Below are 25614 nucleotides of genomic sequence, written 5' to 3'. Positions count from 1 at the left end.
GGCCCCGGCTGAGCGGCTCACTGGAGGAGCTGCGTCCAGACCTTGGTGACGAGTTCCTGTGCCGCCGGCGAGCAGGTCTGCCCCATCTTGACCGGAACGGTCGGGAACAGCTCCGGGGCGTTTTCCTTGTTGTAGAGCGCCTTGCTCTCGTCGATCTTCACCGGCGAGGAGTGGCCGTAATAGTTGTACTGCGCCGTCGCGTTGTCGATCTGGGCCATGAAATCGATGAACTTCTTGGCGTTCTCGATATTGGCCGCGCCCTTCGGCACGACATAGGAATCCAGCCAGCCGACCAGACCCTCCTTCGGCATCGCGTATTCGACATTGGCCTTGTCGTTGCGGCGAAGCCGCATGGTGTTGCCGTCCCACCAGAAATGGGCGGCAACCTCACCGCTGCCGATGCGGTTTTCGATGTTGTCGCTGGAATAGGCTGCGACGAATGGCTTCTGCGCCAGCAAGAGATCGAGCACACGCTTCATCTCCTGCGGGTCCTCGCTGCAATATTTTATGCCGAGATAGTTCTCGGCGGCCGGAATGACTTCGTCGGGCTGTGCCAGGCTGGCAATCTTGCCGCGCAGTTCCACCGGCGGCTCGAAATAGGTCTTCCAGCTGTCGACCGGACCCTTGTAGAGGTCGCGATTGACGGTGTAGCCGGCGTTGCCGAAGGCAAGCGGGATCGAATGATTGCCGGTCGGATCCCACCATGGCTTCTGCCAGTCCGGCAGGACTTGGCTGTAGGCTGCCATCGAGCTGGCGCCGAAGTCCTCGAGCAGCCCGCTGTCGATCATGATTTTCACGAAGTGCTGCGAAGGCGTGACGATGTCGTAGCCCGACGAGCCGGCCTGCAGCTTGGTCAGCAGATCCTCGTTGGAGGAGAAGGCGTCAACCGTGACCTTGATGCCGGTTTCCTTCTCGAATTTCGCGACCATCTCGGGCGAGATGGAATCGGCCCATGCGTAGATGGCCAGGTTGCCCTCGGCCAGAGCCGGCAGGCTGAAGGCGAAGCTCAAGGCGCCGGCCATGGCGAGCGCTGCAATACGGATTCTTGTCGACATGTCATTCCCCTGTTGTTGTTCTCCCAGGGTGACGATAACAAACCACCGGGTGCGATAAATTCGAATTGCCCGACGCCTTGATTAGGAAAAACTTCGCCGCTGCTACTGCCGCCGCTGAAGCAGGAAGGCCACGGTCGCCAGCACCACCGAAACAACCATGATCAGGGTCGAGATTGCGTTGAGCTGCGGCGACACGCCCTGCTTGATCAGGGAGAAGATGTAGACCGGCAACGTGGTGGCGCCGCCGGAATTCAACAGGTTGCTGGTGATGAAATCGTCCATCGAGATGACGAAGGCGAGCATCGCGCCGGCAAAGACGCCCGGCAGGATGAGCGGCAGCGTGACACGGCGAAAGGCGACCCAGCCGGTTGCATAGAGATCGCGGGCCGCTTCCTCCAGATCGAGGTCCATTCCCTGCAGGCGCGCGCGGATCGGCAAGAAGGCGAACGGGATGCAGAAGGTGGTGTGCGCGATCATCAGCTTCACCATGCCGTTGGCGAGCCCGACCTCGGAGAAGAGGATCAGGACCGCGACCGCAACGACGATTTCGGGCAGGAGCAATGGAAGGTTCACCACCGCTTCGGAGATGCGGCGGAATCTGACATTGCGGCCCCGCACCAGCACCAATGCCGCCATCAACGCGACAAGTGTCGAGGCTACGGTGGCGACCGCGGCGACGAGCAGGGAGGTCTTCACTGCCGTCATCAGGTTCGCGTTGGACAAAGCAGTGGCATACCAGTGCAAGGAGAAGCCGCCCCAATTGGAGACGATGCGGTTCGCATTGAAGGAATAGAACACCACGACGGCGATGGGCAGGTAGAGATAGGCGAAGAAGATCGCGCTGAAGAGACCGAAGCCCGGATAGCGCCTGACGTCATTGTCCGTGCTCATGCCGCGCGCTCCAGCCCTTCGCTCCGCATCGAGCGCAGACCCTGGAAGATCAGGAAGACCATGACCGCGGCCATCAGCACGATGGCAATGGCGGCGCCGAGCGGCCAATTGCGGGCGCCACCGAACTGCAACTGGATGAGATTGCCCATCATCATGGTCTTGCCGCCGCCGAGCAGGGTCGGCTCCAGGACCGCGCCGAGGCTCGGAACGAACACCAGGATCGCCCCGGCGATCATGCCCGGCCGGGTGAGGGGCAGGATAACGCGGCGCAATGTGGTGAGGCGGTTGCCGTAGAGATCATGCGACGCCTCGATGAGCGCAGGGTCGAGTTTCTCGATCGAGGCGAAGATCGGCAGGATCATCAGCGGAATGTAGCTATAGACGAGACCGAGCAGCATGGCGGTGTTGCCGAACAGCAGGGAGTCCATCTGATCGACGAGGCCGAGACCCCGAAGGGTCTTTTCGATGACCCCGTCCTTGCCCAGGATGATGATCCAGGAATAGACGCGCACGATCATCGAAACCCAGAATGGCAGCGTGACGAGATAGATCAGCAGGACTTTGATCGTCGGCCGCTGCAGCGCGATGAAATAGGCGACTGGGAAGCTTAACAGCAGGCAGATCGACGTCGTCACCGCCGACAGGAGCAGCGTCCTGGCAACGACGATGAGATATTGCGGATTGAACTCCAGCTCGCCGGTCCAGCCTTCGTTGAACAGCAGCTGCTTGTAGGGCGCGGTGGTGAACACATACTCGAACCCGCCATAGGGCCCGCGCGTCGAGAACGACACCACAATGATGATCCCGATCGGGATGATCAGCGTCAGCAGCATGATGAGATGGGCCGGCAGCAGGCCGAGGAGATTCCAGTTCGGATTCTTGCTGGACGGCTTCATGCACCGAGGATCCGCACGGATTCGGCGGCAAAGCCGACTTTCACCGACTGCCCGATTTCGAACATCTGGCCGCGGCTGACGCTGTTGCGCTTGGAGATGCGCAGCTTGGTGCCGCCCGCTTCAACCAGATAGTATGTGTAGCCGCCGAGATAATTGGTGCTCATGATCGTGCCATCGACAGCGATCGGGTTGTCCTGGGCGGGCAGGCTGATTTTCTCCGGACGTATCGAGAGGAAGGCCTTCTGGCCGGCGACCGCTTTCTTGTGAGAGGCCGTCAAGGTCATGCCGAACTGCGTTTTCACGGTTGCCTGCTCGCCGTCCACGGCAATCACGTCGGCGTCAAGAAAGTTGGTCTCGCCGATGAAGTCGGCGACGAAGCGGTTCGACGGCTCCTCGTAGATCGCCGCGGGCGTGCCAAGCTGCTGGATCTCGCCATCGCCGAGAACGCAGATGCGATCCGACATGTCGAGTGCTTCCTCCTGGTCATGGGTGACGAAGACGAAGGTGATGCCGGTCTTGCGCTGCAGGATGCGCAGTTCGTCGCGCATGGCCTGGCGCAGCTTCAGGTCGAGCGCCGAGAGCGGTTCGTCGAGCAGCAGCACTTCCGGTTCTGGCGCCAAGGCGCGGGCGAGCGCGACGCGCTGGCGCTGGCCGCCCGACAGTTGCTGCGGCTTGCGCCCGGCAAAGGCCTCCATATGGACGAGACGAAGCATGTCGGCGACGCGCGCATCGCGGCGGTCTTTCGACCAGCCGAGGTTCTCGAGCCCGAAGCCGATGTTCTGTTCTACGCTCATATGCGGGAACAGGGCGTAGCTCTGGAAGACGGTGTTGACCCGCCTTCTGTGCGGGGGCAGTCCCTGTATGTCCGAGCCGTGCAGGAAAATCTGCCCCGCCGTCGGCTGTTCGAAGCCGGCAATCATGCGCAGCAAGGTGGTCTTGCCGCAGCCGCTCGGGCCGAGCAGCGTGAAGAACTCATTGTCGTAGATGTCGAAGGAAACCGGCTTCAACGCCTGATAGGTGCCGAACACCTTGGAGACGCCCTTGATCTCGACGGCCTTTCGAGGTGCGCGCTGGCCGGCCTCATCATTCATGGTCTGGGCGCTCCGATAGGTCTTTGCGAGCTCGGCGATGAAGGTGATCGACGCCGCGCACCAAGGGTGGGCGCGGCGTTGATCAGGTGGTTACATCTTCTCCCACTTGCCGTTGCGCACGACGAACATGTCGATTTCGATGGCCATGTTGGTCTGCCCGTTCGCATCGAACGAGACGTCTCCCAGAATGCCGTCGTGATGAATGTCGCGAATGGCCTTGCTCAGCGCCTCCTTGTCGTCGAGGCCCTTTTCCTTGATGACCTCGAGCAGGATCTGCGTCGCCTCGTAGGCATATTTGGCGTAGGAGCCGGCAGGATCGGGAAAGGCCTTGGTTTCATAGGCCTTGTTGAACTCCTCGAGCTTCGGGTTCGACTGCACGGCCGGGGTTCCGGCAATGGTGCCTTCGGCGGCAGCTCCCGCGATCTCGATGAACTTCGGATCGTAGATGCCCGAAATTCCGTACATGGGCAGGTTGCCCATGCCGAGGTCGGCCATCTGGCTGCGCACCAGCGCTGCTTCGGTGACGACGCCGCCGAAATAGACCGCGTCTGGCGCGGCAGCCTTCGCCGTGGTCAGCATGGCGCGGAAATCGGTCGTGCCGACAGCCGCGGCATCCGCGGAAACGATCTCGCCGCCGGCCGCCTTGAAGAAATCGCCGAACCATTTGGTGTTGGCCGCGCCATAGTCGGTCGTATCGGAGATGATGGCGATCTTCTTGATCTTGCCTTGCTTGGCGATGGCTTCGGCCAGCGGCTTGTTCTCATTGACCAGCGTCGGCGTGACGCGGGTCACGTTCGGGAAGTTCTGTTCGGTGATCTTCGGGCTGACCGCGCCCCAGACGATGAACGGCATCTGCGAGCGGTTGAAGACCGGGATCGTCGCCAGTGCGACCGAGCTGTTCCAATGTCCGGTTGCCGCGACCACCGCGGGATCGTTGACCAGCTTCTGGGCCGCCGAAACGCCGACAGCCGGATCGGAGGCGTCATCGAGAATGACGCCTTCCACCTGGTGCGGATAGCCGCTGGCATTGGCCTGTTCGATGGCGAGCAGGAAGCCGTTGCGGGCGCCGAGACCCTGCTGGGCGTTGCCTCCGGAGAGCGGCCCAATGAAGCCGAGCTTGATCTGGTCGGCCTGAGCCTGGGCGGCGCCCAGGGCGATGGCGAACAGAGACCCGGCCAGAATTGACGATACGCGGATAAGCGCACTGCGCCTGTTTTGCATGGTTCCACCTCAAGTGAATTATCTGCCGCCGTCGTAGCGACCCGGCCGATCGTGATCGTCGGCTGATCATCAGTGTACGGGCGCCTATTCGGTGACGAAATTCGGAAATTGTGACTCGTGAGTTCGGAGATTCGTTCTGTCCGCCCGGCATGGCGGTTGATACCTGTCGGCTTCAATCGAGAGACGGACCGCATGGCGGAACTGCTTGTCCAGCAACTGGTGAACTGGATAACCCTTGGCTGCATCTATGCCTTGCTGGCGATCGGATTCAGCCTGATCTTCGGTGTCTTGAACGTCATTCATTTCTCGCACGGCGATGTCGCGATGACTGCGCCGTTCATCACGCTGGGCCTCGCCCAGGCGCTGGCGACCGCGCTTGGGGCGTCGAGCCCCGCCTGGCTGGTCCTTGCGGTTCCGGTCGCCGTGCTCGCCGTCGGTTTGATCGGCGTCCTGCTGGACAAGGTGGTCATCCGGCGCTTCCGCGACGCGCCTGCCATGATGGCGCTGGTGGCGACGGTGGCGCTCGGCATCGTCATCCGCGAACTGATCCGTCATCTTTATCCGCAGGGGTCGAACCCGCATGCCTTTCCGCGCCTGGTGTCGGGTATGGCTTTCGAAATCTCCGGCGTTGCCATCAGCTGGTTCGCGCTGCTGGTGGTGGTGCTCACCGTCGCGCTGGTGGTCATGCTGTTTGTCTTCCTGCGCATGACCCCGCTTGGCCTGCGCATCCGGGCGGCCTCGGAGGACCGGGTCGTGGCGCGGATGATGGGCATCCGCGATGCACGCGTCTTTCGGGCGACCTTCTTCATCGCGTCAGTGATCGGCGCCATCGCCGGGCTTCTGTTCGCAAGCTATGCCGGCGTCACACGGTTCGACTTCGGCGTCATGGCCGGCCTGCTCGGCTTCTCCGCCGCGGTGATCGGCGGCCTCGGCTCGATGCCGGGCGCCATACTGGGCGGATTGATCATCGCCGGCATCGAGGTGCTGGCGCAGACATTCGTGCCGGACGGTGCTTCCTACCGGCTGGTCTTCGTCTTCCTGCTGGTCATCGCCGTGCTCATCTTCCGCCCCGCCGGCCTGCTTGGGCGCACCGTCATGGAGAAAGTCTAGCATGGAGCGGGGTGCTTCACTTGCCGCGCCGGGCATAGCGGCGGCCGCGAGCTTCGCCATCGCTTCGCAGCTTATCGGGGCAGCCTTCCTGTACCTCATCCTCAGAGTCGACGGCGGCTGGCAGGTGCTCGGCCTGCTGGCCTTGCTCGGCCTCGGCTTCTATCTCTTGGAGAGGCTGCCGTGGATCGCGGATTACGCGTTGGCGAGCTTTGCCCGGGTTCCCCTCGTGGCGATGGTCACCGCTGCTGTCATCGTCCTGGCTTTTCCGTTCTTCGTCGGTTCGAACACCTATATTCTGCATCTGCTGATCGTCGCCGAACTCTATGCCGTGCTGGCGCTGGCGCTCAATTTCCAGCTCGGCAGCGCCAACATCCCGAACTTCGCCACCGGTGCTTCCTACGGCATCGGCGCTTATGTTTCGGCGCTGCTGGCGATCAATTTCGGCGTCAGCTTCTGGCTGACACTGCCGGTCGCGGCGCTGGCTGCGACCCTGTTCGGTTTCATCATCGGCATCCCGTCGATGCGCACGCGCGACACGTATCTGGCGCTTGTCACCATCGCCTTCGGTGTTGTGGTCCAGCAATTGCTGAACAATTTCAGCTGGACCGGCGGACCCAACGGGCTGGTCGGCATTCCGGCGCCCAGCCTGTTCGGCCATTCCTTCGCCGACCCGCTGGTGATCTTCGGCTGGAAACTGCCGAGCCAGGCGAACTTCTACTATCTGTCGGCCGCACTCGTCGTCGTCGCCATCGTCACCGCGCATCGGTTGCACGGCTCGCGCATCGGGCTCGCCTGGAACGCGCTGCGCGCCGACGAGATCGCCGCCAAGGCGCAAGGCATCAATGTCGCGTGGTTCAAGGTTCTGGCGTTCGCGGTCGATGCCTTTCTCGCCGCCTTCGCCGGCACGATCTATGCCTTCTACGTGTCCTACATTTCTCCCGACAATTTCACCTTCCTGGTCTCCGTCACCATCATGACCATGGTCATCGTCGGCGGCATGGACAATATTTTCGGCGTCATCGTCGGTGCGTTCCTGCTGACCATCCTGCCCGAGAAACTGCGCGCCTTCGCCGACTACCGCCTGCTGTTCTTTGGCGTCGTCATCATCGGCTTCCTGATGATCCGGCCGCAGGGTCTGTTCCCGCAACGCATGCGGCGATATGGAGGCGAGCCATGAGCGCGCTTCTCAAGGTCGAGAATTTAACGATGCGCTTCGGCGGCCTGGTCGCGCTCAACGATGTCAGCCTGTCGATCGACAAGGGCGCGGTGCTCGCCGTCATCGGCCCGAACGGCGCCGGCAAGTCGACGCTGTTCAATGTCGTGACCGGCGTCTACCGGCCGACCTCCGGCCGGGTCACCTTCGACGGCGCCGAGATCACCGGCCGCCCGTCCTACGAAGTCGTCGACCGTGGCATTGCCCGCACATTCCAGTCGTCGCGGCTGTTCTCGGACCTGAGCGTCCTCGACAATGTCATCATCGGCATGCACACCCGCACCAGGACCGGCGTGCTGACCGCGCTGTTTCGGCCCAGCGCGTCGCGCCGCGAGATGGCGGCCTGCGTGGAAAAGGCCGAAACCCTGCTCAAGCTCGGCTCCGGCGACCTGTTCGAACAACGCTACCGGCCGGCGGGCACGCTGGCGCAGGCTGACCGGCGGCGGCTGGAAATCGCCCGCGCGCTCGCCTCGCAGCCCAAGCTTTTGCTGCTCGACGAGCCGTCGGTCGGCATGGACGATACGGAAACCGATGCGCTGGTGGCCGACATCGTGCGTCTGCGCGCTGAAAACCCCGAGCTGTCGGTGGTCCTGATCGAGCACGACATGCGGGTGGTCGAGGCGTTCCCGCACCACGTCACCTGCATCGACTATGGCAGCAAGATCGCCGAGGGCGACTTTGCGGCGGTGCGCGCCGACCCGCGCGTCCAGGAAGCCTATCTCGGGAAGGCGGTCGCCCATGCTTGAGCTCAGGGACGTCGATACCTCCTATGGTGCGGTGCCGATGCTGCGCGGCGTTGCGATGAGCGTGCGGCCCGGCGAACTCGTCTGCCTGCTCGGGCCGAATGGCGCCGGTAAGACGACAACCTTCATGACCGTCTGCGGCGTTGTGCGGGCGCAGCGCGGCAAGGTCGAGGTGATGGGCAGGGATATAGCGACGCTTGGCACGGAAAACCTGGCGTCGCTCGGTGTCGGCCTCGTTCCCGAAGGGCGCCGGCTGTTTCCCGGCCTGACCGTGAGCGAGAATTTGCGCCTGGGTTACGACGCCGTGTCGGGCAGGGGGCCTAACTTCGCGGTGCAGCTGGACAAGATGTGCAAGCTGTTCCCGCGCATCCAGGAGCGCCTGCGCCAGGTGGCCGGCACTTTGTCGGGCGGCGAACAGGCGATGGTCGCGCTGGCGCGCGCGCTGATCGGCGAACCCAAGCTGGTAATCATGGACGAACCGTCGCTCGGCCTCTCGCCGAAACTCATCGGCGAGTATTTCGAGATCACCCGGGAGATCCATCGCCAAGGCACGACCATCCTGTTGATCGAACAGAACGCGGAAATGGGGCTGGGCATCGCCGATCGCGGCTATGTCCTGGTCAAGGGCAAGGTCGCGCAGGAGGGGCCGGCAAAGGAGCTGCTTTCCTCCAAGGCGGCCAGAAGCCTTTATCTCTGAGCCGTCCGTTTCCTTGTCTCGACGGCGATGATCTACACCCTGCGCTCCACATCTTCGGCCCTGCTTCCCGGCATTTAGGGACAGGCTAACCACTGCCACATGAAATCGTAATTTTCGCTGTCCGGTCCCTCCAGTAAACCAACGATCAGACCTCCGCCGCATCCGCAGAAACTCTCGGGGAGAGCCAGAAAGGGCCGCTGAAATGCCAGTCGAAACAGTAGACACGCTTGTTGTTGGCGGCGGCCAGGCGGGGCTGGCCATGAGTGAGCATCTGAGCAAATGCGGCGTGCCTCATCTCGTCCTCGAGCGAAGCCGTATCGCCGAACGCTGGCGCTCCGAAAGATGGGACTCGCTGGTTGCCAATGGTCCCGCCTGGCATGACCGTTTTCCCGGCATGGAATTTCCGGATGCCGGTCCCGACGCCTTTGTCGCCAAGGAGAAGGTCGCGGACTATTTTGTCGCTTACGCCGACATGATCGCCGCTCCCATTCGCTGCGGCGTGGAGGTCAGGAACGTGCAAAGGCTTGTCGGCCGTCCCGGCTTCCAGGTCGAAACCTCGGATGGCGTGATCGAGGCCAGGAGCGTGGTTGCCGCCACCGGCGCCTTCCAGCATCCCGTCGTGCCATCCGTCGTTCCCCAAGATGCCGGACCGATGCAGATACATTCCAGCGCCTATCGCAATCCCGGTCAGCTGCCCGAAGGGGCGGTGCTGGTGGTTGGTTCTGGGTCTTCGGGGGTGCAGATCGCCGACGAACTCCAGCGTGCCGGAAGGCGTGTCTATCTCTCGGTCGGGCCGCACGATCGGCCGCCTCGGGCCTATCGCGAGCGTGACTTCTGCTGGTGGCTAGGGGTTTTGGGCAAGTGGGACGCCCAGGCGCCGGCGCCCGGCACCGAACATGTCACCATCGCGGTCAGCGGTGCGCGTGGCGGCCAGACGATCGACTTCCGGCGTCTTGCAGCGCAAGGGATGACGCTGGTTGGCCGGACGGAATCCTACAAGGACGGTGTCATGACCTTCGCGCCGGATCTGGCTAAAAATATCGCTCGCGGCGATGCGAATTACATGTCGGTGCTGGACGAAGCCGACGCCTATGTTACCCGTAACGGTCTCGACCTTCCCGAGGAGCCCGAGGCTCGCAAGATCGGGCCGGATCCGCAATGCATGACCGATCCCATTCTCGCTCTGAACCTGGCAGAAGCCGGAATAGGTTCGATCATCTGGGCGACGGGATTCACCGTCGATTACAACTGGCTGAAGGTCGATGTGTTCGACGAAAAGGGCAAGCCGAAGCATCAGCGCGGTGTGTCGACCGAGCCCGGGATCTATTTCCTCGGCTTGCCGTGGCAATCGCGGCGGGGATCGAGCTTCATCTGGGGCGTCTGGCACGACGCCCAGCATGTGGCGGACCATATTTCCACGCAGCGCAAATACCTGGCCTACCATGCGTCCGCGAAGCGCGAGACCAAGGTGGCATAGGCAACGGCAACTGAACGGACGTCCCGACCTCGAGCCTGATCTGACGGAGACCAAGATGGCGCATACAAGAATTCGCAAGTTCAACACCAAAGACACCTATCCCGAGCAGAAGCTCGACAATGATCTGTGTCAGGCGGTCGTTACGCGGGGCGGCAGGACCGTCTATCTGCGTGGCCAGTGCCCGCAGGACCTCGACACCGCCAAGAACATCGACAGCCACGATCCCGTCGAGCAGACGCACAAGGTCATGCAGAACATCCGCCAGCTGATCGAGGAGTGCGGCGGCACCATGGAGCACCTGGTCAAGGTGGTGGTCTACATCACCGACGTGCGCCATCGCGAGGCGGTCTACCGCACCATGGGCGAGTACATCAAAGGCGTGCATCCCGTCTCGACCGGCCTTGTCGTGCAGGCCCTGGCGCGTCCGGACTGGCTGGTCGAGATCGACGGCACCGCCGTCATCCCGGATTAAAGGACTAAAGGCGATGACATTTTCCATTGTCGCGCGATGCAGCCGCACCGGCATGTTCGGGGTCGCGGTATCCTCCTCGTCGCCTGCTGTCGCGGCGCGCTGCGCCTATGCGCAGGCAGGCGTCGGCGCCATTGCCAGCCAGAACGTCACCGATCCGACGCTTGGGCTGCGGGGCCTCGAATTGCTGGCGCGTGGCGCTTCGGCCGCCGAGGCGGTTGCCATCCTGAAGCGCACCGGCGCCTATCCCGAATACCGGCAGGTGCTGGCTGTCGATGCCGCTGGAACAACAGCTATTCACTCCGGGCCGAAGGCGCTTGGCATCTGGGCGGAAGCCCGCGCGGACAATGTCGCCTGCGGCGGCAACATGCTGGCCCATGACGGCGTGCCGCAAGCCATGGTCGAGGCCTTCCTGGCATCGGAGGGGCATCTGGGCGACCGCCTTATCGCGACCATGCGCGCCGCGCTGAAAGCCGGCGGCGAGGCCGGCCCGGTTCATTCCGCCGGCATGAAGCTGGTGCGCGAGGTTGCGTGGCCGGTCGCCGACCTGCGCTGCGACTGGACCGACGACTGCCCGATCGAGCAACTGGCAAGCTTGTGGGAACTCTACAAGCCACAGCTCGATGCCTATGTGACCCGGGCCATAAACCCATCCGATGCGCCGAGCTACGGCGTGCCGGGCGATGAATAGTCAAGACAGGGGCCACCTGCGATGAGCGAGCTCAGCCACAAGGACTGGATCGGCAAGGCGTCCGCGATTCGTTTTCGCGACAAGGCATTCATCGACGGCAAGACGGTCGCGGCGCGTTCGGGCCGGACCTTTGCCAGCGTCAATCCGGCAACCGGCGAGGTGCTAGCCGAAGTGGCGTCCTGTGGCGAGGAAGACATCGATCTGGCGGTTGCCGCGGCGCGGCGCAGCTTCAACGCCGGCGTCTGGTCGCGGACCAGCCCGGCGCACCGCAAGGAGGTGCTGCTGCGGCTGGCGCAGCTGCTGCGTGAAAACCTGCATGAACTGGCCCTGCTTGAATCGCTCGACATGGGCAAGCTGGTCAGGGATGCAGCCTCGGTCGACATCCCTGGCTCGGCGGCGATCTTCCAATGGTATGGCGAGGCCATCGACAAGATCTATGGCGAAGTGGCGCCGACCGGCGAAGGCGATCTGGTGCTGGTGCGGCGCGAGCCGCTCGGCGTGGTCGGCGCGGTGGTGCCGTGGAATTTCCCGCTCGACATGGCGACCTGGAAATGCGCGCCGGCGCTGGCAGCGGGCAATTCGGTGGTGCTGAAACCCGCCGAGCAGTCGCCTCTGTCGGCCTTGCTTCTGGCGGAACTGGCTGTTGAAGCGGGCCTGCCGGCTGGCGTGCTCAATGTGGTGCCCGGCCTTGGCGAAACCGCCGGCCAGGCGCTTGGCCGCCATATGGATGTGGATTGCCTTGCCTTCACCGGTTCGACCGCGGTCGGCAAGATGTTCCTGCAGTATTCCGGCCAGTCGAACATGAAGCAGGTCTGGCTGGAGACCGGCGGCAAGAGCCCGAACCTCGTCTTTGCCGACTGCAAGGATCTCGATGCGGCGGCCGATATGGCGGCGTTCGGCATCTTCTTCAACCAGGGCGAGGTCTGTTCGGCCAATTCACGCCTGCTTGTACAGCGCGGCATCAAGGATGCTCTGGTGGAGAAACTGGTGCAGCGTGCGGCGGCCATGCAACCCGGCGATCCGCTCGATCCGGCTTCGAAAATGGGCGCCATGGTCGATAGCCGCCACGCGGCCAATGTCATGCGGTTTGTCGAGGCCGGCAAGAAAACCGCGCGCCTGGTCGCGGGCGGCGATCTGGTCACGGTCAACGGGCGCGGCAGCTTTGTCCAACCCACCATCTTCGACGATGTCGCGCCTGCCGATCCGATTGCCCGCGACGAGATCTTCGGGCCGGTGCTTTCGGTCATCGCCTTCGACGACGAGGCCGACGCGATCCGCATCGCCAATGACAGCCCCTATGGGCTGGCCGCGTCGCTGTGGACCGACAGCCTGTCGCGTGCGCACCGCATCGCTGACCGGCTCCATGCCGGCACGGTTTCCGTCAACACGGTCGACGCGCTGAGCCCGATGACGCCGTTCGGCGGCTTCAAGCAATCCGGCTTCGGCCGCGACCTGTCGCTGCATGCGCTCGACAAGTACACCGCGCTCAAAACGACATGGATCAAATACTGATGGGCGCCAAGGCTTGATCGAAGCTCCCAAACCGGCAACATAGCCAGCCATGCCGCTACGCTTCACGCTCAGACAGCTGGAATATTTCGTTGCCGTGGGCGAGGCGGGTTCCATCGCCAAGGCGGCCGAACAGGTCAATGTGTCGCCGCCGTCGATTTCGGCCTCCATCGCCCAGCTGGAAACCGAGTTCGGCGTCCAGCTTTTTGTCCGCAAGCATTCGCACGGCCTTTCGCTCACGGCCGGTGGCCGCATCTTCCTCAAGGAAGCCGCCCGGCTGCTCAACGATGCCGACGCCTTGCATGACGTCGCCGGCGATTTTGCCGAAAAGGTCCGTGGCCCGCTGGCGGTGGGATGCCTGCTGACGTTCGCGCAGATCGTGCTGCCGGCCCTGCGCATGCGGTTCGAGCGCGCCTATCCCGATGTGCGCGTGCGCCAGTTCGAGCGCAACCAGGGGCAATTGCTCGAGATGCTGCAGCGCGGTGAAATCGACCTTGCCCTGACATACGATCTCGAACTGTCGCAGGACATGACCTTCGAGCCGCTGATGCTGGTGCCGGCCTATGTCATGCTGCCGGCGGGGCATCGCTTCGCGGGCAAGGCGTCGATCACGACGGAAGAACTGGCCGACGAGCCGATGGTGCTGCTCGACCTGCCGTTCAGCCGCGAATATTTCCTGTCGGCGTTCCACCAACGGGGAATCCGGCCCAACATCGCCGAGCGCACCGGCGATATCGCCGTCATGCGTTCCATGGTGGCGAACGGCTTCGGCTACGGCATCGCCAATATGCGGCCGCTCAACACGCTGGCGCCGGACGGCAAGCCGCTCGTCTTTGTGCCGCTGGACGGTGACCTCAGGCCCCTGACCATGGGCGTCGCCTTGCCCAATTCCGAACATCGCACGCAAACGGTCCAGGCGTTCATCGACCACTGCCGGCATTTTGTTGTCGAGCAAGGCGTGTTCGGCGCCGAGCGGGCCGTCGGCCAGGGAGCCGTTGCACAGAAATAGCGCCCGGTTCGGCGATTGAGCGGAACCCGGAACCGTCCGTTACGCCAGATGAAGCTGCTGCTCGGCAAGCCGGTGCAGCAATTTTTCCAGCATGTCGTCGCAGCGGCGCATCTGTTCGACGCTGACGAATTCGTCCGGCTTGTGCCCTTGCGCCATCGACCCCGGTCCGCAGACGACCGTCGGTATGCCGAGATCCCGGCTGAACAGGCCGCCCTCCGTGCCGAAGGCGACCTTCATGGTGTTGTTGGCGCCGGTCAGCGATTTGACGAAAGCGACGACTTGCGAACTGGTTGGCGTGTCGAGGCCGGGATAGGTGTTGGTGATGTCGATGTCGATCGCCGCCTCGGGCGCGATGGCCGAGGCATCAGTGGCAATGCGCGCGGCCTGCGTGCGCAGCCGCTCGAGGATCTCAAGCGGATCGTCGGCCGCGACATTGCGGATCTCGAAGTCGACCTGGCACAGGTTCGGCACGATGTTCAGCGCCACGCCGGCATTGATCTTGCCGACATGGACGGTCGTGTAGGCAATGTCGTAGTCGCCGTCGCGGGCGCCATCATGCGCCAGCCGGTCCTGCTCGCAGCGCAAGGCGGCGACGAAGTCGCAGCCGAGATGGATGGCGTTGAGCGCCAGCGGGGCCAGCGCCGAATGGCCTTCGCGTCCCTTGCAGGTGGCGCGTGCGGCAAGCTTGCCCTTGTGCCCCGTCGCCACCTGCATGTCGGTCGGCTCGCCGACGATGCACAGCAATGGCCGTTGCGGAGCTGCTTGCAGCAAGTCGATCAGGCTGCGCACGCCGATGCAGCCGATCTCCTCGTCGTAGGAGAGCGCCAGGTGCAGCGGTGTCCGCAGCGTCATTTTCGAGGCCTTGAGGCATGCCGCGAGCGCGCAGGCGACGAAGCCTTTCATGTCGGCGGCACCGCGTCCGTAGAGCTTGCCGTCGCGTTTCGTCATCTCGAAGGGCGGCAGCGTCCAGGCCTGCCCGTCGACGGGAACGACGTCGGTGTGGCCGGACAGCATGATGCCGGAAGCATCAGTCGGCCCGATGGTGGCAAAGAGGTTGGCCTTGTGGCCGTCCTCGCTATGGATGATCCGGCAAGCAATGCCATGCGCGTCCAGCAGGTCCGCCACGTAGCCGATGAGGTCGAGGTTCGAGTCGCGGCTCACCGTCGGGAATGCGATGAGCTTTTCAAGGATCTGGATGCGGTCCATGCGTCTCATGTCTCGTTGGCCGAAGGCACTTCTAGCATCGTGCGACCACGGCCTTGAAGTCGCATTTGGCTCAGCCGGGATTCAGCGGATGCTAATCCCGGCGCGTGCGATTAGGCGCGGCCTAATCGGCACAGAAGAAATCTGTTGTTTTCCGGCGCTTGCCGCAACTTATGAATAGTCTCACGGCATCAACCCACTGGGCTGGCCGGCTTGCGCCTTGGCTCGAAACACTGATCGGGCATGTGGCAAGGCTGAGCTGGCAGGAAGGCAAATTTTCCATGCGCGATCCACGCTACGACATTCTGTTCGAGCCCGTGAAGATCGGTCCGGTGACCGCCAAGAACCGCTTCTACCAGGTTCCGCATTGCAATGGCGGCGGCTATCGCGACCCTTCGGCCGCGGCCGAGATGCGCCGCATCAAGTCGGAAGGCGGCTGGGGCGTCATCTTCACCGAGCAGACGGAGATGCACCATACTTCGGAGATCACGCCCTTCATCGAGCTCAGGCTGTGGGACGACGCCGATATCCCGGCGCTGGCGAAGATGGCCAAGGCCATGCACCAGCATGGCGCGCTGGCCGGCATCCAGCTGGCCTATTCAGGCATCAACGGTCCCAACCTCTACACCAAGGAAGTGCCACGCGGACCGTCTGCCTTGCCGATCCGCACCTTCACCAACGATCCGGTTCAGGCGCGCGCCATGGACAAGCAAGATATCCGCGACCTGCGCCGCTGGCACCGCAATGCCTTCAAGCGTGCCAAACTGGCGGGCTTCGACCTGGTCTGCCTCTACGGGGCGCATGGCTTCGGCATCATCCAGCACTTCCTGTCCACCGCCACCAACCAGCGCACCGACGAGTATGGCGGCTCGCTGGAAAACCGCTCGCGGCTGATGCGCGAGCTGATCGAAGAGGGCAAGGATGCGATCGGCGACACGTGCGGCCTGACGCTGCGGCTGTCGCTGGACGAGATGATCGGCGAGCTTGGCTTCGCCAATTCCGAAGTCCGCGACATGATCGAGATGCATGCCGACCTGCCCGATCTCTGGGATTTGGCGCATGGCGCCTGGGAGGATTGTTCGGGGCCGTCGCGGTTCAAGGAGGAGGGCGCGCAGGAGAGCCTGGTGTCCGGCATCAAGAAGCTGACCTCGAAGCCGGTGGTCGGCGTCGGGCGCTTCACATCGCCGGATGTGATGGTGAAGATGATCAAGTCCGGCACGCTTGATTTCATTGGCTGCGCGCGGCCGTCGATTGCCGATCCCTTCCTGCCGAAGAAGGTGGAGGAGGGGCGGATCGAGGATATTCGCGAATGCATCGGCTGCAACATCTGCATTACCGGCGACATGACCATGTCGATCTCGCGCTGCACGCAGAACCCGACCTTCATGGAGGAGTGGCGCAAGGGCTGGCATCCCGAGCGCATGCAGGCCAAGGGCGACAGCGACAGCGTGCTGATCGTCGGCGCCGGTCCAGCCGGACTGGAGGCCGCCCGTGCGCTCGGCCTGCGCGGCTATCAGGTGGCCATCGCCGAAGCCGGCACCGAGCTTGGCGGCCGCGTGGCGCGCGAATGCCGCCTGCCCGGTCTCTCCGCTTGGGGCCGCGTGCGCGACTATCGCCAGTATCAGCTCAGCCAGATGTCCAATGTCGACGTCTATTTCGAAAGCCGATTGTCGGCCGAGGACATCCTGGCCTTTGGCTTCCAAAACATTGCCATCGCCACCGGCTCGACATGGCGCCGCGACGGCGTGGCGCGCGCGCATGTCGTGCCGATGCCGGTCGACCCGGCGATGCCGGTCTACACGCCGGACGATCTGATGGGCGGCACTGTGCCGACCGGCAGCATCGTGCTGTTCGACGACGACCACTATTACATGGGCGGCGTTCTGGCCGAGCTGATGGCGCGCCAGGGCGCGAAGGTGACGCTGGTGACGCCGTCGGCCTATGTGTCCGACTGGACCCGCAACACGCTGGAGCAGGGCGCCATCCACCGACGGCTGGCCGAACTTGGCGTCGAGATCGTGCTGAACCGGACCGTGACGCGCATCGTGCCGGGCGGCGTTGCGACGGCCTGCGCCTATACGGGCAGCCAACGCGACATCGCCGCGGACGCCGTGGTGCTGGTGACGTCGCGCCAGCAGGACGATGGCGTCTGGAACGAGCTGAAGGCGCGGCGGGACGAATGGGCCGACAGCGGCATCCGCTCGGTCAAAATCATCGGCGATGCCGAAGCGCCGGGCCCGATCGCCTGGGCAACCTACGCCGGCCACCGCTTCGCCCGCGAGCTGGATGAAGCCGATATTGGCGACGCACTGCCCTTCCGCCGCGAGGTCACGGCGCTGGCGGCGGAATAGGCGTCTGCCATCACCGCCGACATGTATCAATCGTCGCTCTCAGCGAATGTCGGGGTTGTTCAACCATACCGCATTGCACAATTCCTTCGCTTGGTCACAATGCAGGCATGGTCCGAACCGCACTCGCCGTCCTGGTGATCGATGAAAACCGCATCCGCGCCGCGATCATCGAGGCGGGGTTGCGCGAGGCCGGCCATGAGCGGGTCACCGTCATCCATGACGTGACCGGCATTGCGCGGCGGATCGCCGAGATCGAGCCGGACGTCATCGTCATCGATCTCGAAAATCCGAACCGCGACATGCTGGAAAACATGTTCCAGCTGTCGCGCGCAGTAAAACGGCCGATCGCCATGTTCGTCGACCGCTCCGACCAGGCCTCGATCGAGGCGGCGGTCGATGCCGGCGTTTCGGCCTATGTCGTCGACGGTCTGCGGCAAGAGCGCGTCAAGCCGATCCTCGACATGGCGGTCAGCCGCTTCAACGCCTTTTCGCGCATGGCGCGCGAACTGGAAGAGGTTCGCGGCGAGCTCGAAAGCCGCAAGGTGATCGATCGCGCCAAGGGCATACTGATGAAGTCGCGCGGCCTCTCCGAAGAGGCCGCCTACACGCTGCTGCGCAAAACGGCGATGAACCAGAACCGGAAGATCAGCGACATCGCCCAAAGCCTGGTGACCGCGGCCGGGTTGTTGGGACCGGCGGAGGACGAATGAGCATGGGCGCTGCGCACCAGATCACCGCCGGCTTCATGCCGCTTTTCGACAGCGCCGTGCTGGTCGCGGCCGGCGAGCTTGGCTTCGCCGCACGGGAAGGCATCGATCTGACGCTGCACCGCGAGACGTCCTGGGCCAACATCCGCGACCGCATCGCCATCGGCCACTTCCATCTCGCGCATATGCTGGGACCGATGCCGCTCGCCTGCAATCTCGGGCTGACGCCGCTCGCTTCGGAAACCATCGTGCCGTTCTCGCTTGGCCTTGGCGGCAATTGCGTCACCATCTCCAACGCCGTCTGGGAAGGGATGGCGGCGCATGGCGCCGTGGCCGATCTCGATCCGGCGCGCGCCGGTGCCGCATTGCGCGCGCTCATCCGCGAGCGCGCGGTGGCCGGCCATGACCCGTTGCGCTTTGCCGTCGTGCATCCCCATTCCGGGCACAATTACGAGCTGCGCTACTGGCTCGCGGCCTGCGGCATCGATCCCGAGCGCGAGATCGAGATCGCCATCGTGCCGCCGCCCTTCATGGCCGACGCGCTGGCCGCCGGGCGCATCGACGGCTACTGCGTCGGCGAACCCTGGAACAGCGCCTCGGTCGCCGCCGGCACCGGCCATATCGTCACCGTCAAGGCGCAGATATGGCGCAACAGCCCGGAGAAGGTGATCGGCGCACGCAAGGCCTGGGCGGACGAGAATCCCGAGGCACTGGCAGCACTGCTGCGCGCGCTGCACCATTCGGCGCGCTGGTGCCAGGATCCGGCCAACCATGGCGAATTGGCCGGAGTGATGGCGCAGGCCGGCTTCCTCGGTCTGCCGCCGGCGGTGCAGATGCCGATCCTGACCGGACATCTCCAATTGGGCGGCGGGGCGGAGCTGGATATCGACGACTTCTTCCTGCCCTTCGACAAGGCGGCGAACTTTCCGTGGAAGAGCCATGCGCTGTGGTTCTACACGCAGATGGTGCGCTGGGGGCATGTGGCGCACACGCCGGAAAACCTTGCCATCGCCCGTGACTGCTACCGTCCCGACCTCTATCGTTCGGCATTGAAGCCGCTTGGCGTCGCACTTCCCGGTGCCAATTCGAAAGTCGAGGGCGCTCTCCGCGTCGCGACCGCGGTCGGTGCGACCGGTGCCGGTCTGGTGCTCGGCCCGGACGGGTTCTTCGACGGCCAGATCTTCGACCCCGACGAGATCGATACTTACATCGCTGGCCAGGAATCCGCCGAGACCCAGGCCTGATCATTTCCGCGCCATTCTTGTGCATTGCACAAAATTTGTGCGTGTGATTGCTCTAATGAACAATCTTTGGCCTGCCCGCTATAGGTCCGGCGAGCCGGTGACCGGCACGTATTGCTGATATCATTGGTCTTTTTCGTCTCTCTCGAAACTGGCACGGTTCCTGCTTTGGAATGACCAGGCCCTTCGTGGGTCACGGAACAGGCGTCCAATGGCGGGCGCCACAGGCAAAGCTGCCGCTCAGGTCAATGCGCTCCCGGTCACCCGGACGCGAAGACCTGGCTGGCGGCTTTTTTGTTTTGATCAACACGCAATCGACGACGCGGATCCCAAGCCGCGCCCAACCGGAGACGACGATGACGAAACGGATCAGGACTGGAACGACCCTCAAAGACATGACGCGCCGCGATTTTCTGGTCAGCAGCGCGATGACGGCAGCACTGTTCGTGGCCGCCCGCAAGCTCTTCCCGTCCGGCGCCTATGCCGCCACCGCCGCTCCGGAAGTCACCGGCGCCAAGCTCGGCTTCATCGCGCTGACCGACGCAGCACCGCTGATGATCGCCAAGGAGAAGGGGCTGTTCGCCAAGTTCGGCATGCCCGATGTCGAGGTGCTCAAGCAGGCCTCCTGGGGCGCGACGCGCGACAATCTGATGCTCGGCGGCGCGGCCAACGGCATCGACGGCGCCCATATACTGACGCCGCTGCCTTACCTCATGCACACCGGCAAGGTGACGCAGAACAACCAGCCGATGCCGATGGCGATCGTGGCGCGGCTCAACTACGACTGCCAGGGCATTTCGGTGGCGCAGGAATATGCCGGCACCGGTGTCGGCCTCGACGCCTCGAAGCTGAAGGACGCCTTTGCCGCCAAGAAGGCAGCCGGCAAGGACATCAAGGCGGCCATGACCTTCCCGGGCGGCACGCATGATCTGTGGCTGCGCTACTGGCTGGCCGCCGGCGGCATCGATCCCGACAAGGACGTTTCGACCATCGTCGTGCCGCCGCCGCAGATGGTGGCCAACATGAAGGTCGGCAACATGGATGTGTTCTGCGTCGGCGAGCCGTGGAACGAGCAGCTCGTCCACCAGGGCGTCGGCTTCACCGCCGCCACGACAGGCGAATTGTGGAAGGGCCATCCGGAAAAGGCGCTCGGCCTGCGCGCCGAATTCATCGACAAATATCCAAACGCCACCAAGGCGATCCTGATGGCTGTCATGGAAGCCCAGCAATGGTGCGAGGCCACTGAAAACAAGGACGAGATGGCCGCCATCATCGGCAAAAGGCAATGGATGAACGTGCCCGTCGCCGACATCATCGGCCGCCTCAAGGGCGACATCAACTACGGCAATGGCCGCGTCGCCAACGGCACCGATCTCTACATGAAGTTCTGGAAGGGCGGCGTCTCCTATCCGTTCAAGAGCCACGATTCGTGGTTCCTCGCCGAGAACATCCGCTGGGGCAAGTTCGCGCCGACCACCGACATCAAGGCGCTGGTCGACCAGGTCAACCGCGAGGATCTGTGGCGCGAGGCGGCCAAGGATCTCGGCGTCGCGGCAGCGGACGTTCCGGCGTCCTCGTCGCGCGGTGTCGAGACTTTCTTCGACGGCAAGACCTTCGATCCGGCCAACCCGTCCGCCTATCTCGACAGCCTGAAGATCAAGGCATCGGCTTGAACCCCTGCGCAAACGGCGCATTGCGACGTTTGTCGCTCGAATTATCTGCCCCACGGAGTTTTCCCCAGACATGTCGATCCAGACTATCGAGGACACAGTTGTGAAGGCTTTCCCCGCGAAACCGGCGGAGGTCGTCGCCTTCACCGCCAGGGCGCGGCGCCGCTTCGATGCGCTCGCCATCGCCGGCAAGCTGGCCAGCGCGCTGGTGCCGCCCGTCATCGTCATCGCCCTCATGCTGGTCGTCTGGCAGATCGCCTGTTCGTCGCCGACATCAAGCCTGCCGCCGCCGACCCAGGTGTGGAACGAGGCCTACGATCTGATCGCGCATCCGTTCTTCGACAATGGCCCGCAGGATATCGGGCTGGCCTGGCGCGTGCTGATCTCGCTGCAGCGCGTTGCCATCGGCTTCGGCCTGGCGGCGATCGTCGGTGTGGCGCTCGGCGCGCTGGTCGGCCAGTCGATCTGGGCGATGCGCGGCCTCGACCCGGTGTTCCAGATCCTGCGCACGGTGCCGCCGCTGGCCTGGTTGCCGCTGTCGCTGGCGGCATTCCGCGATTCCAGCCCGTCGGCGATCTTCGTCATCTTCATCACCTCGATCTGGCCTGTGATCATCAACACCGCCGTCGGCGTGCGCAACATCCCGGAGGATTACCGTAACGTCTCGCGCATCCTGCGGCTCAACCAGTTCGAATTCTTCGTCAAGATCATGGTGCCGGCCGCCGCGCCCTACATCTTCACCGGCCTGAGGATCGGCATCGGCCTGTCCTGGCTCGCCATCGTCGCCGCCGAAATGCTGACCGGCGGCGTCGGCATCGGCTTCTTCATCTGGGACGCGTGGAACTCGTCGCGGCTGCCCGACATCATCGTCGCGCTCGCCTATATCGGCGTCACCGGCTTCTGCCTCGACCGGCTGGTCGCGGCGGTCGGCGCCTTCGTCACCCGCGGCACAACGGCAAAGTGAGGAGAGGGCGATGACGGCCTATCTGAAACTCGACCACATCGACAAATCCTTCGCCCGTGGCAATCAGGTCAGCGAGGTTCTGAAAGACATCAGGCTGACCATCGACAAGGGCGAATTCGTCTCCATCATCGGCCATTCCGGTTGCGGCAAGTCGACCTTGCTCAATCTGATCGCCGGGCTGACCAAGGTGTCCGCCGGCGCCGTGCTGCTGGAGGACAAGGAGGTCGACAGCCCCGGTCCCGAACGCGCAGTGGTGTTCCAGAACCACTCGCTGCTGCCGTGGCTGACCGTCTACGAAAACATCAACCTCGCGGTGTCGAAGGTCTTCGGTCGTTCGAAGAGCAAGGCCGAGCGGCATGACTGGATCATGCGCAATCTCGACCTCGTGCAGATGGCGCATGCCAAGGACAAGCGCCCGGCCGAGATATCGGGCGGCATGAAGCAGCGCGTCGGCATTGCCCGGGCGCTGGCCATGGAGCCGAAGATCCTGCTGCTCGACGAGCCGTTCGGTGCGCTCGATGCACTGACGCGCGCCCATCTGCAGGACGCGGTGATGGACATCCATTCCAGGCTCGGCTCGACGACGATCATGATCACCCATGATGTCGACGAGGCGGTGCTGCTCTCCGACCGCATCGTCATGATGACCAACGGCCCGGCGGCGACCATCGGCGAGGTGCTTGCCGTGCCGCTGGCGCGGCCGCGCCGGCGCGTCGAGCTGTCCTCCGACCGGACCTTCCTGCGCTGCCGCGAGGCGGTGCTGAAGTTCCTCTACGAACGCCACCGCTTCGTCGAAGCCGCGGAGTAGCACCATGAGCGAAAGACTGGTCATCATCGGCAACGGCATGGCCCCCGGGCGCATGCTGGAGCACCTTTTGGAACAGGCGCCGGGCCGCTACGCCGTCACCATCTTCAACGCCGAGCCGCGGGTCAATTACGACCGCATCATGCTGTCGCCGGTGCTGTCGGGCGAGAAGGCCTATGAGGAAATCATCATCCACGGCGACGGCTGGTACATCGCCAACAACATCACCCTCTACAAGGGCCACAAGATCGTCGCCATCGACCGGGCGGCGAAGACCGTCACCTCCGATCACGGCGTCACCGAGCCATACGACAAGCTCGTCATCGCCACCGGCTCGGTGCCGTTCATCATTCCGGTGCCCGGCCATGATCTGCCGGGCGTGCTGACCTATCGCGATCTCGACGATGTGCAGGCGATGATGCTCGCCGCCCAGTCACGGGCCAAGGCGGTGGTCATCGGCGGCGGCCTGCTCGGGCTGGAGGCGGCGGCGGGCCTCAACGCGCAAGGCATGGACGTCACCGTGCTGCACGTGATGCCGACATTGATGGAGCGCCAGCTCGATCCGGCCGCCGGCTATCTGCTGCAGCGTGCGGTGGAGCAGCGCGGCATCAAGGTCATCACCAAGGCCAACACACAGGCGATCACAGGCAACGGCAAGGTCGGGCAGGTGGAGCTGGCTGACGGCACCATCATTCCGGCGACGCTGGTGGTCATGGCCGTCGGCATCAGGCCGAATTCGGCGCTGGCGAAAGAAGCGGGCATCGCCGTCAACAGGGGCATCGTCGTCGACGCCGGCATGCGCAGCAACGATCCCGACATCTATGCGCTCGGTGAATGCGCCGAGGTCAACGGCCAGGTCTATGGCCTCGTCGCGCCGCTCTACGAGATGGCGCGCGTTGCGGCCAGCCAGTTGGCCGGCAACGAGGCGGCGGCCTTCGTCCATATGGACACGCCGACTAAGCTCAAGGTCACCGGCATCGACCTGTTCTCGCTCGGCGACTTCGCCGAAGGCGAGGACCGCCAGGAGATCGTGCTGCGCGACGCGGCCGCCGGCGTCTACAAGCGCCTTGTGCTGAAGGACGACCGCATCATCGGCACCGTGCTCTATGGCGAGACGGCGGACGGCGCCTGGTTCAACGATCTGAAGAAAAAGCAGACCGACATATCCGAAATGCGCGATACGCTCATCTTCGGCCAGTCCTACCAGGGGGGTGCCCCGCTGGACCCTATGGCGGCCGTTGCAGCCTTGCCGGATGATGCGGAAATCTGCGGCTGCAACGGCGTTTGCAAGGGAAAGATCACTGGCGCGATCACGGCCAAGGGCCTGGCCTCGCTCGACGACGTGCGCGCCCACACCAAGGCGTCGGCCTCCTGCGGCTCCTGCACCGGGCTGGTCGAGAAGCTGATGGTGCTGACCATCGGCGACAAATACAATCCGGCGGCGGTGCAGCCGATGTGCGGCTGCACGACGCTCGGCCATGACGAGGTGCGCCGGCTGATCATCGCCAAGCGCCTGAAGACCATTCCCGCCGTCATGCAGGAACTGGAATGGACGACCTCCTGCGGCTGCGCCAAATGCCGGCCGGCGCTCAACTACTATCTCGTCTGCGATTGGCCGGACGACTACGCCGACGACTACCAGTCGCGCTTCATCAACGAGCGCGTCCACGCCAACATCCAGAAGGACGGCACCTATTCGGTGGTGCCGCGCATGTGGGGCGGCGTCACCAATGCCGCGGAATTGCGCGCCATCGCCGACGTCGTCGACAAGTTCGAGATCCCGATGGTCAAGGTCACCGGCGGCCAGCGCATCGACATGCTCGGCATCCGCAAGGAGGACCTGCCGGCGGTGTGGGCCGATCTCGGCCAGGCCGGCTTCGTCTCCGGCCACGCTTATGCCAAGGGCCTGCGCACCGTGAAGACATGCGTCGGCTCCGACTGGTGCCGCTTCGGCACGCAGGATTCGACGGGCCTCGGCATCCGCATCGAGAAATTCATGTGGGGCTCGTGGACGCCGGCCAAGGTCAAGATGGCGGTGTCGGGCTGTCCTCGCAACTGCGCCGAGGCGACCTGCAAGGATGTCGGCGTTATCTGCGTCGACAGCGGCTACGAGATCCATTTTGCCGGGGCGGCCGGCCTCGACATCAAGGGCACCGAAGTGCTTGGCCTTGTGAAGACGGAAGACGAGGCGCTGGAGCATATCGTGGCGCTGACGCAGATGTACCGCGAACAGGGCCGCTATCTCGAGCGCATCTACAAATGGGCCAAGCGCATCGGCATCCCCGAGATCAAGCGCCAGATCATGGACGATGGCGACAAGCGCAAAGCCTACTACGAGCGCTTCGTCTTCAGCCAGAAATTCGCCCAGGTCGACCCGTGGTCGGAGCGCGTTTCCGGCAAGGACAAGCACGAATTCCGACCGATGGCCTCGGTCGGGTTTGCGCAGGCGGCGGAGTGATGGAGAGGTCGGCGAGAGGCACCCCCCTCTGTCCTACCGGACATCTCCCCCGCAAGGGGGGAGATTGGCAGCTTCGGCGTCGCCGCCCATCTTGCGACGCTGGAGATTGGCGAAAGCCGACGAGACATCCGATCTCCCCCCTT

The 25614-nt window shown here is 63.9% G+C and carries 22 protein-coding genes; 16 read left to right on the top strand and 6 right to left on the bottom strand.

What is annotated here, in order from left to right; genetic code table 11:
* Window positions 1–17 precede the first annotated feature (17 nt).
* The 5 genes from FCU66_RS37565 to FCU66_RS37545 all read right to left on the bottom strand — a co-directional run bounded on the left by FCU66_RS37565 (window position 18) and on the right by FCU66_RS37545 (window position 5154).
* Window positions 18–1055, bottom strand: a complete 1038-nt coding sequence (locus tag FCU66_RS37565) for an extracellular solute-binding protein (RefSeq protein WP_136620085.1) — start codon at window positions 1053–1055, stop codon at window positions 18–20.
* Window positions 1056–1157: 102 nt separating this feature from the next.
* Entirely contained in the window at window positions 1158–1946 is a 789-nt protein-coding gene (locus tag FCU66_RS37560) for an ABC transporter permease (protein WP_136620084.1), read from the bottom strand.
* The gene (locus FCU66_RS37555; protein WP_136620083.1) at window positions 1943–2842 is read right to left on the bottom strand and encodes an ABC transporter permease; all 900 of its coding nucleotides are present in this window, start codon (window positions 2840–2842) and stop codon (window positions 1943–1945) included. Before FCU66_RS37555 ends, FCU66_RS37560 begins: the two co-directional genes overlap by 4 nt.
* The gene (locus tag FCU66_RS37550; RefSeq protein ID WP_136620082.1) at window positions 2839–3933 is read right to left on the bottom strand and encodes an ABC transporter ATP-binding protein; all 1095 of its coding nucleotides are present in this window, start codon (window positions 3931–3933) and stop codon (window positions 2839–2841) included. The genes FCU66_RS37555 and FCU66_RS37550 overlap by 4 nt, the downstream gene beginning before the upstream one ends.
* Window positions 3934–4023: 90 nt before the next feature.
* Window positions 4024–5154 (bottom strand): branched-chain amino acid ABC transporter substrate-binding protein, encoded by a 1131-nt coding sequence (locus FCU66_RS37545; RefSeq protein ID WP_136620081.1) that lies wholly within the window; start codon window positions 5152–5154, stop codon window positions 4024–4026.
* Window positions 5155–5346: 192 nt separating this feature from the next.
* Here FCU66_RS37545 and FCU66_RS37540 point away from each other — a divergent pair, with 192 nt between their 5' ends.
* From FCU66_RS37540 to FCU66_RS37500, 9 genes are all read left to right on the top strand, one after another.
* A complete protein-coding gene (locus FCU66_RS37540) occupies window positions 5347–6264 on the top strand; it encodes a branched-chain amino acid ABC transporter permease (RefSeq protein WP_136620080.1) in 918 nt (305 codons plus the stop codon).
* A 1-nt stretch (window position 6265) separates the two neighbouring features.
* On the top strand, window positions 6266–7441 hold the full coding sequence (locus tag FCU66_RS37535) for a branched-chain amino acid ABC transporter permease (RefSeq protein WP_136620079.1): 1176 nt from the start codon (window positions 6266–6268) through the stop codon (window positions 7439–7441).
* A complete protein-coding gene (locus tag FCU66_RS37530) occupies window positions 7438–8223 on the top strand; it encodes an ABC transporter ATP-binding protein (RefSeq protein WP_136620078.1) in 786 nt (261 codons plus the stop codon). The genes FCU66_RS37535 and FCU66_RS37530 overlap by 4 nt, the downstream gene beginning before the upstream one ends.
* Window positions 8216–8917: an ABC transporter ATP-binding protein gene (locus FCU66_RS37525; protein ID WP_136620077.1), complete on the top strand. Its 702-nt coding sequence runs from the start codon at window positions 8216–8218 to the stop codon at window positions 8915–8917. Before FCU66_RS37530 ends, FCU66_RS37525 begins: the two co-directional genes overlap by 8 nt.
* A 202-nt stretch (window positions 8918–9119) precedes the next feature.
* Complete coding sequence (locus FCU66_RS37520; RefSeq protein WP_136620076.1) at window positions 9120–10394, top strand: flavin-containing monooxygenase; 1275 nt, start codon at window positions 9120–9122, stop codon at window positions 10392–10394.
* A 55-nt stretch (window positions 10395–10449) separates the two neighbouring features.
* On the top strand, window positions 10450–10866 hold the full coding sequence (locus FCU66_RS37515) for a RidA family protein (protein WP_023809426.1): 417 nt from the start codon (window positions 10450–10452) through the stop codon (window positions 10864–10866).
* Between the two features lie 13 nt (window positions 10867–10879).
* The gene (locus tag FCU66_RS37510) at window positions 10880–11554 is read left to right on the top strand and encodes a DUF1028 domain-containing protein (protein WP_136620075.1); all 675 of its coding nucleotides are present in this window, start codon (window positions 10880–10882) and stop codon (window positions 11552–11554) included.
* 21 nt (window positions 11555–11575) lie between these two features.
* Window positions 11576–13066: an aldehyde dehydrogenase gene (locus FCU66_RS37505; protein WP_136620074.1), complete on the top strand. Its 1491-nt coding sequence runs from the start codon at window positions 11576–11578 to the stop codon at window positions 13064–13066.
* A 49-nt stretch (window positions 13067–13115) separates the two neighbouring features.
* The gene (locus tag FCU66_RS37500) at window positions 13116–14072 is read left to right on the top strand and encodes a LysR family transcriptional regulator (protein WP_136620073.1); all 957 of its coding nucleotides are present in this window, start codon (window positions 13116–13118) and stop codon (window positions 14070–14072) included.
* Window positions 14073–14111: 39 nt separating this feature from the next.
* Here the strand turns inward: FCU66_RS37500 and argE are convergent, their stop codons facing one another.
* Complete coding sequence (gene argE / locus FCU66_RS37495; RefSeq protein WP_136620192.1) at window positions 14112–15278, bottom strand: acetylornithine deacetylase; 1167 nt, start codon at window positions 15276–15278, stop codon at window positions 14112–14114.
* 278 nt (window positions 15279–15556) lie between these two features.
* Between argE and FCU66_RS37490 the strand changes: the two genes are divergently transcribed.
* The 7 genes from FCU66_RS37490 (at window position 15557) to nirB (ending at window position 25471) form a co-directional block, all read left to right on the top strand.
* Entirely contained in the window at window positions 15557–17626 is a 2070-nt protein-coding gene (locus FCU66_RS37490; protein WP_136620072.1) for an oxidoreductase, read from the top strand.
* 107 nt (window positions 17627–17733) lie between these two features.
* Window positions 17734–18336 (top strand): ANTAR domain-containing response regulator, encoded by a 603-nt coding sequence (locus FCU66_RS37485; RefSeq protein ID WP_136620071.1) that lies wholly within the window; start codon window positions 17734–17736, stop codon window positions 18334–18336.
* Window positions 18337–18338: 2 nt separating this feature from the next.
* Window positions 18339–19577 (top strand): CmpA/NrtA family ABC transporter substrate-binding protein, encoded by a 1239-nt coding sequence (locus FCU66_RS37480; RefSeq protein WP_168992018.1) that lies wholly within the window; start codon window positions 18339–18341, stop codon window positions 19575–19577.
* Window positions 19578–19930: 353 nt separating this feature from the next.
* A complete protein-coding gene (locus FCU66_RS37475; RefSeq protein WP_136620069.1) occupies window positions 19931–21247 on the top strand; it encodes a CmpA/NrtA family ABC transporter substrate-binding protein in 1317 nt (438 codons plus the stop codon).
* A 70-nt stretch (window positions 21248–21317) separates the two neighbouring features.
* Entirely contained in the window at window positions 21318–22208 is an 891-nt protein-coding gene (gene ntrB, locus FCU66_RS37470; RefSeq protein WP_136620068.1) for a nitrate ABC transporter permease, read from the top strand.
* A gap of 10 nt (window positions 22209–22218) precedes the next feature.
* The gene (locus FCU66_RS37465) at window positions 22219–23016 is read left to right on the top strand and encodes an ABC transporter ATP-binding protein (RefSeq protein WP_136620067.1); all 798 of its coding nucleotides are present in this window, start codon (window positions 22219–22221) and stop codon (window positions 23014–23016) included.
* 4 nt (window positions 23017–23020) lie between these two features.
* Window positions 23021–25471, top strand: coding sequence for a nitrite reductase large subunit NirB (nirB, locus tag FCU66_RS37460; RefSeq protein WP_136620066.1), 2451 nt, complete (start codon window positions 23021–23023; stop codon window positions 25469–25471).
* Window positions 25472–25614 lie beyond the last annotated feature (143 nt).

This window comes from Mesorhizobium norvegicum, assembly GCF_004919685.1.
GTDB classification, from domain to species: Bacteria; Pseudomonadota; Alphaproteobacteria; order Rhizobiales; family Rhizobiaceae; genus Mesorhizobium; species Mesorhizobium norvegicum.
Note: the sequence above shows the minus strand (reverse complement) of the source record. Positions and strands in the feature narration are given on the sequence as shown.

Coding starts and splice junctions, on each gene's coding strand:
- FCU66_RS37565 (WP_136620085.1), bottom strand. CDS start 1,055: ATGTCGACAAGAATCCGTATTGCAGCGCTCGCCATGGCCGGCGCCTTG.
- FCU66_RS37560 (WP_136620084.1), bottom strand. CDS start 1,946: ATGAGCACGGACAATGACGTCAGGCGCTATCCGGGCTTCGGTCTCTTC.
- FCU66_RS37555 (WP_136620083.1), bottom strand. CDS start 2,842: ATGAAGCCGTCCAGCAAGAATCCGAACTGGAATCTCCTCGGCCTGCTG.
- FCU66_RS37550 (WP_136620082.1), bottom strand. CDS start 3,933: ATGAATGATGAGGCCGGCCAGCGCGCACCTCGAAAGGCCGTCGAGATC.
- FCU66_RS37545 (WP_136620081.1), bottom strand. CDS start 5,154: ATGCAAAACAGGCGCAGTGCGCTTATCCGCGTATCGTCAATTCTGGCC.
- FCU66_RS37540 (WP_136620080.1), top strand. CDS start 5,347: ATGGCGGAACTGCTTGTCCAGCAACTGGTGAACTGGATAACCCTTGGC.
- FCU66_RS37535 (WP_136620079.1), top strand. CDS start 6,266: ATGGAGCGGGGTGCTTCACTTGCCGCGCCGGGCATAGCGGCGGCCGCG.
- FCU66_RS37530 (WP_136620078.1), top strand. CDS start 7,438: ATGAGCGCGCTTCTCAAGGTCGAGAATTTAACGATGCGCTTCGGCGGC.
- FCU66_RS37525 (WP_136620077.1), top strand. CDS start 8,216: ATGCTTGAGCTCAGGGACGTCGATACCTCCTATGGTGCGGTGCCGATG.
- FCU66_RS37520 (WP_136620076.1), top strand. CDS start 9,120: ATGCCAGTCGAAACAGTAGACACGCTTGTTGTTGGCGGCGGCCAGGCG.
- FCU66_RS37515 (WP_023809426.1), top strand. CDS start 10,450: ATGGCGCATACAAGAATTCGCAAGTTCAACACCAAAGACACCTATCCC.
- FCU66_RS37510 (WP_136620075.1), top strand. CDS start 10,880: ATGACATTTTCCATTGTCGCGCGATGCAGCCGCACCGGCATGTTCGGG.
- FCU66_RS37505 (WP_136620074.1), top strand. CDS start 11,576: ATGAGCGAGCTCAGCCACAAGGACTGGATCGGCAAGGCGTCCGCGATT.
- FCU66_RS37500 (WP_136620073.1), top strand. CDS start 13,116: ATGCCGCTACGCTTCACGCTCAGACAGCTGGAATATTTCGTTGCCGTG.
- argE (WP_136620192.1), bottom strand. CDS start 15,278: ATGGACCGCATCCAGATCCTTGAAAAGCTCATCGCATTCCCGACGGTG.
- FCU66_RS37490 (WP_136620072.1), top strand. CDS start 15,557: ATGCGCGATCCACGCTACGACATTCTGTTCGAGCCCGTGAAGATCGGT.
- FCU66_RS37485 (WP_136620071.1), top strand. CDS start 17,734: ATGGTCCGAACCGCACTCGCCGTCCTGGTGATCGATGAAAACCGCATC.
- FCU66_RS37480 (WP_168992018.1), top strand. CDS start 18,339: ATGGGCGCTGCGCACCAGATCACCGCCGGCTTCATGCCGCTTTTCGAC.
- FCU66_RS37475 (WP_136620069.1), top strand. CDS start 19,931: ATGACGAAACGGATCAGGACTGGAACGACCCTCAAAGACATGACGCGC.
- ntrB (WP_136620068.1), top strand. CDS start 21,318: ATGTCGATCCAGACTATCGAGGACACAGTTGTGAAGGCTTTCCCCGCG.
- FCU66_RS37465 (WP_136620067.1), top strand. CDS start 22,219: ATGACGGCCTATCTGAAACTCGACCACATCGACAAATCCTTCGCCCGT.
- nirB (WP_136620066.1), top strand. CDS start 23,021: ATGAGCGAAAGACTGGTCATCATCGGCAACGGCATGGCCCCCGGGCGC.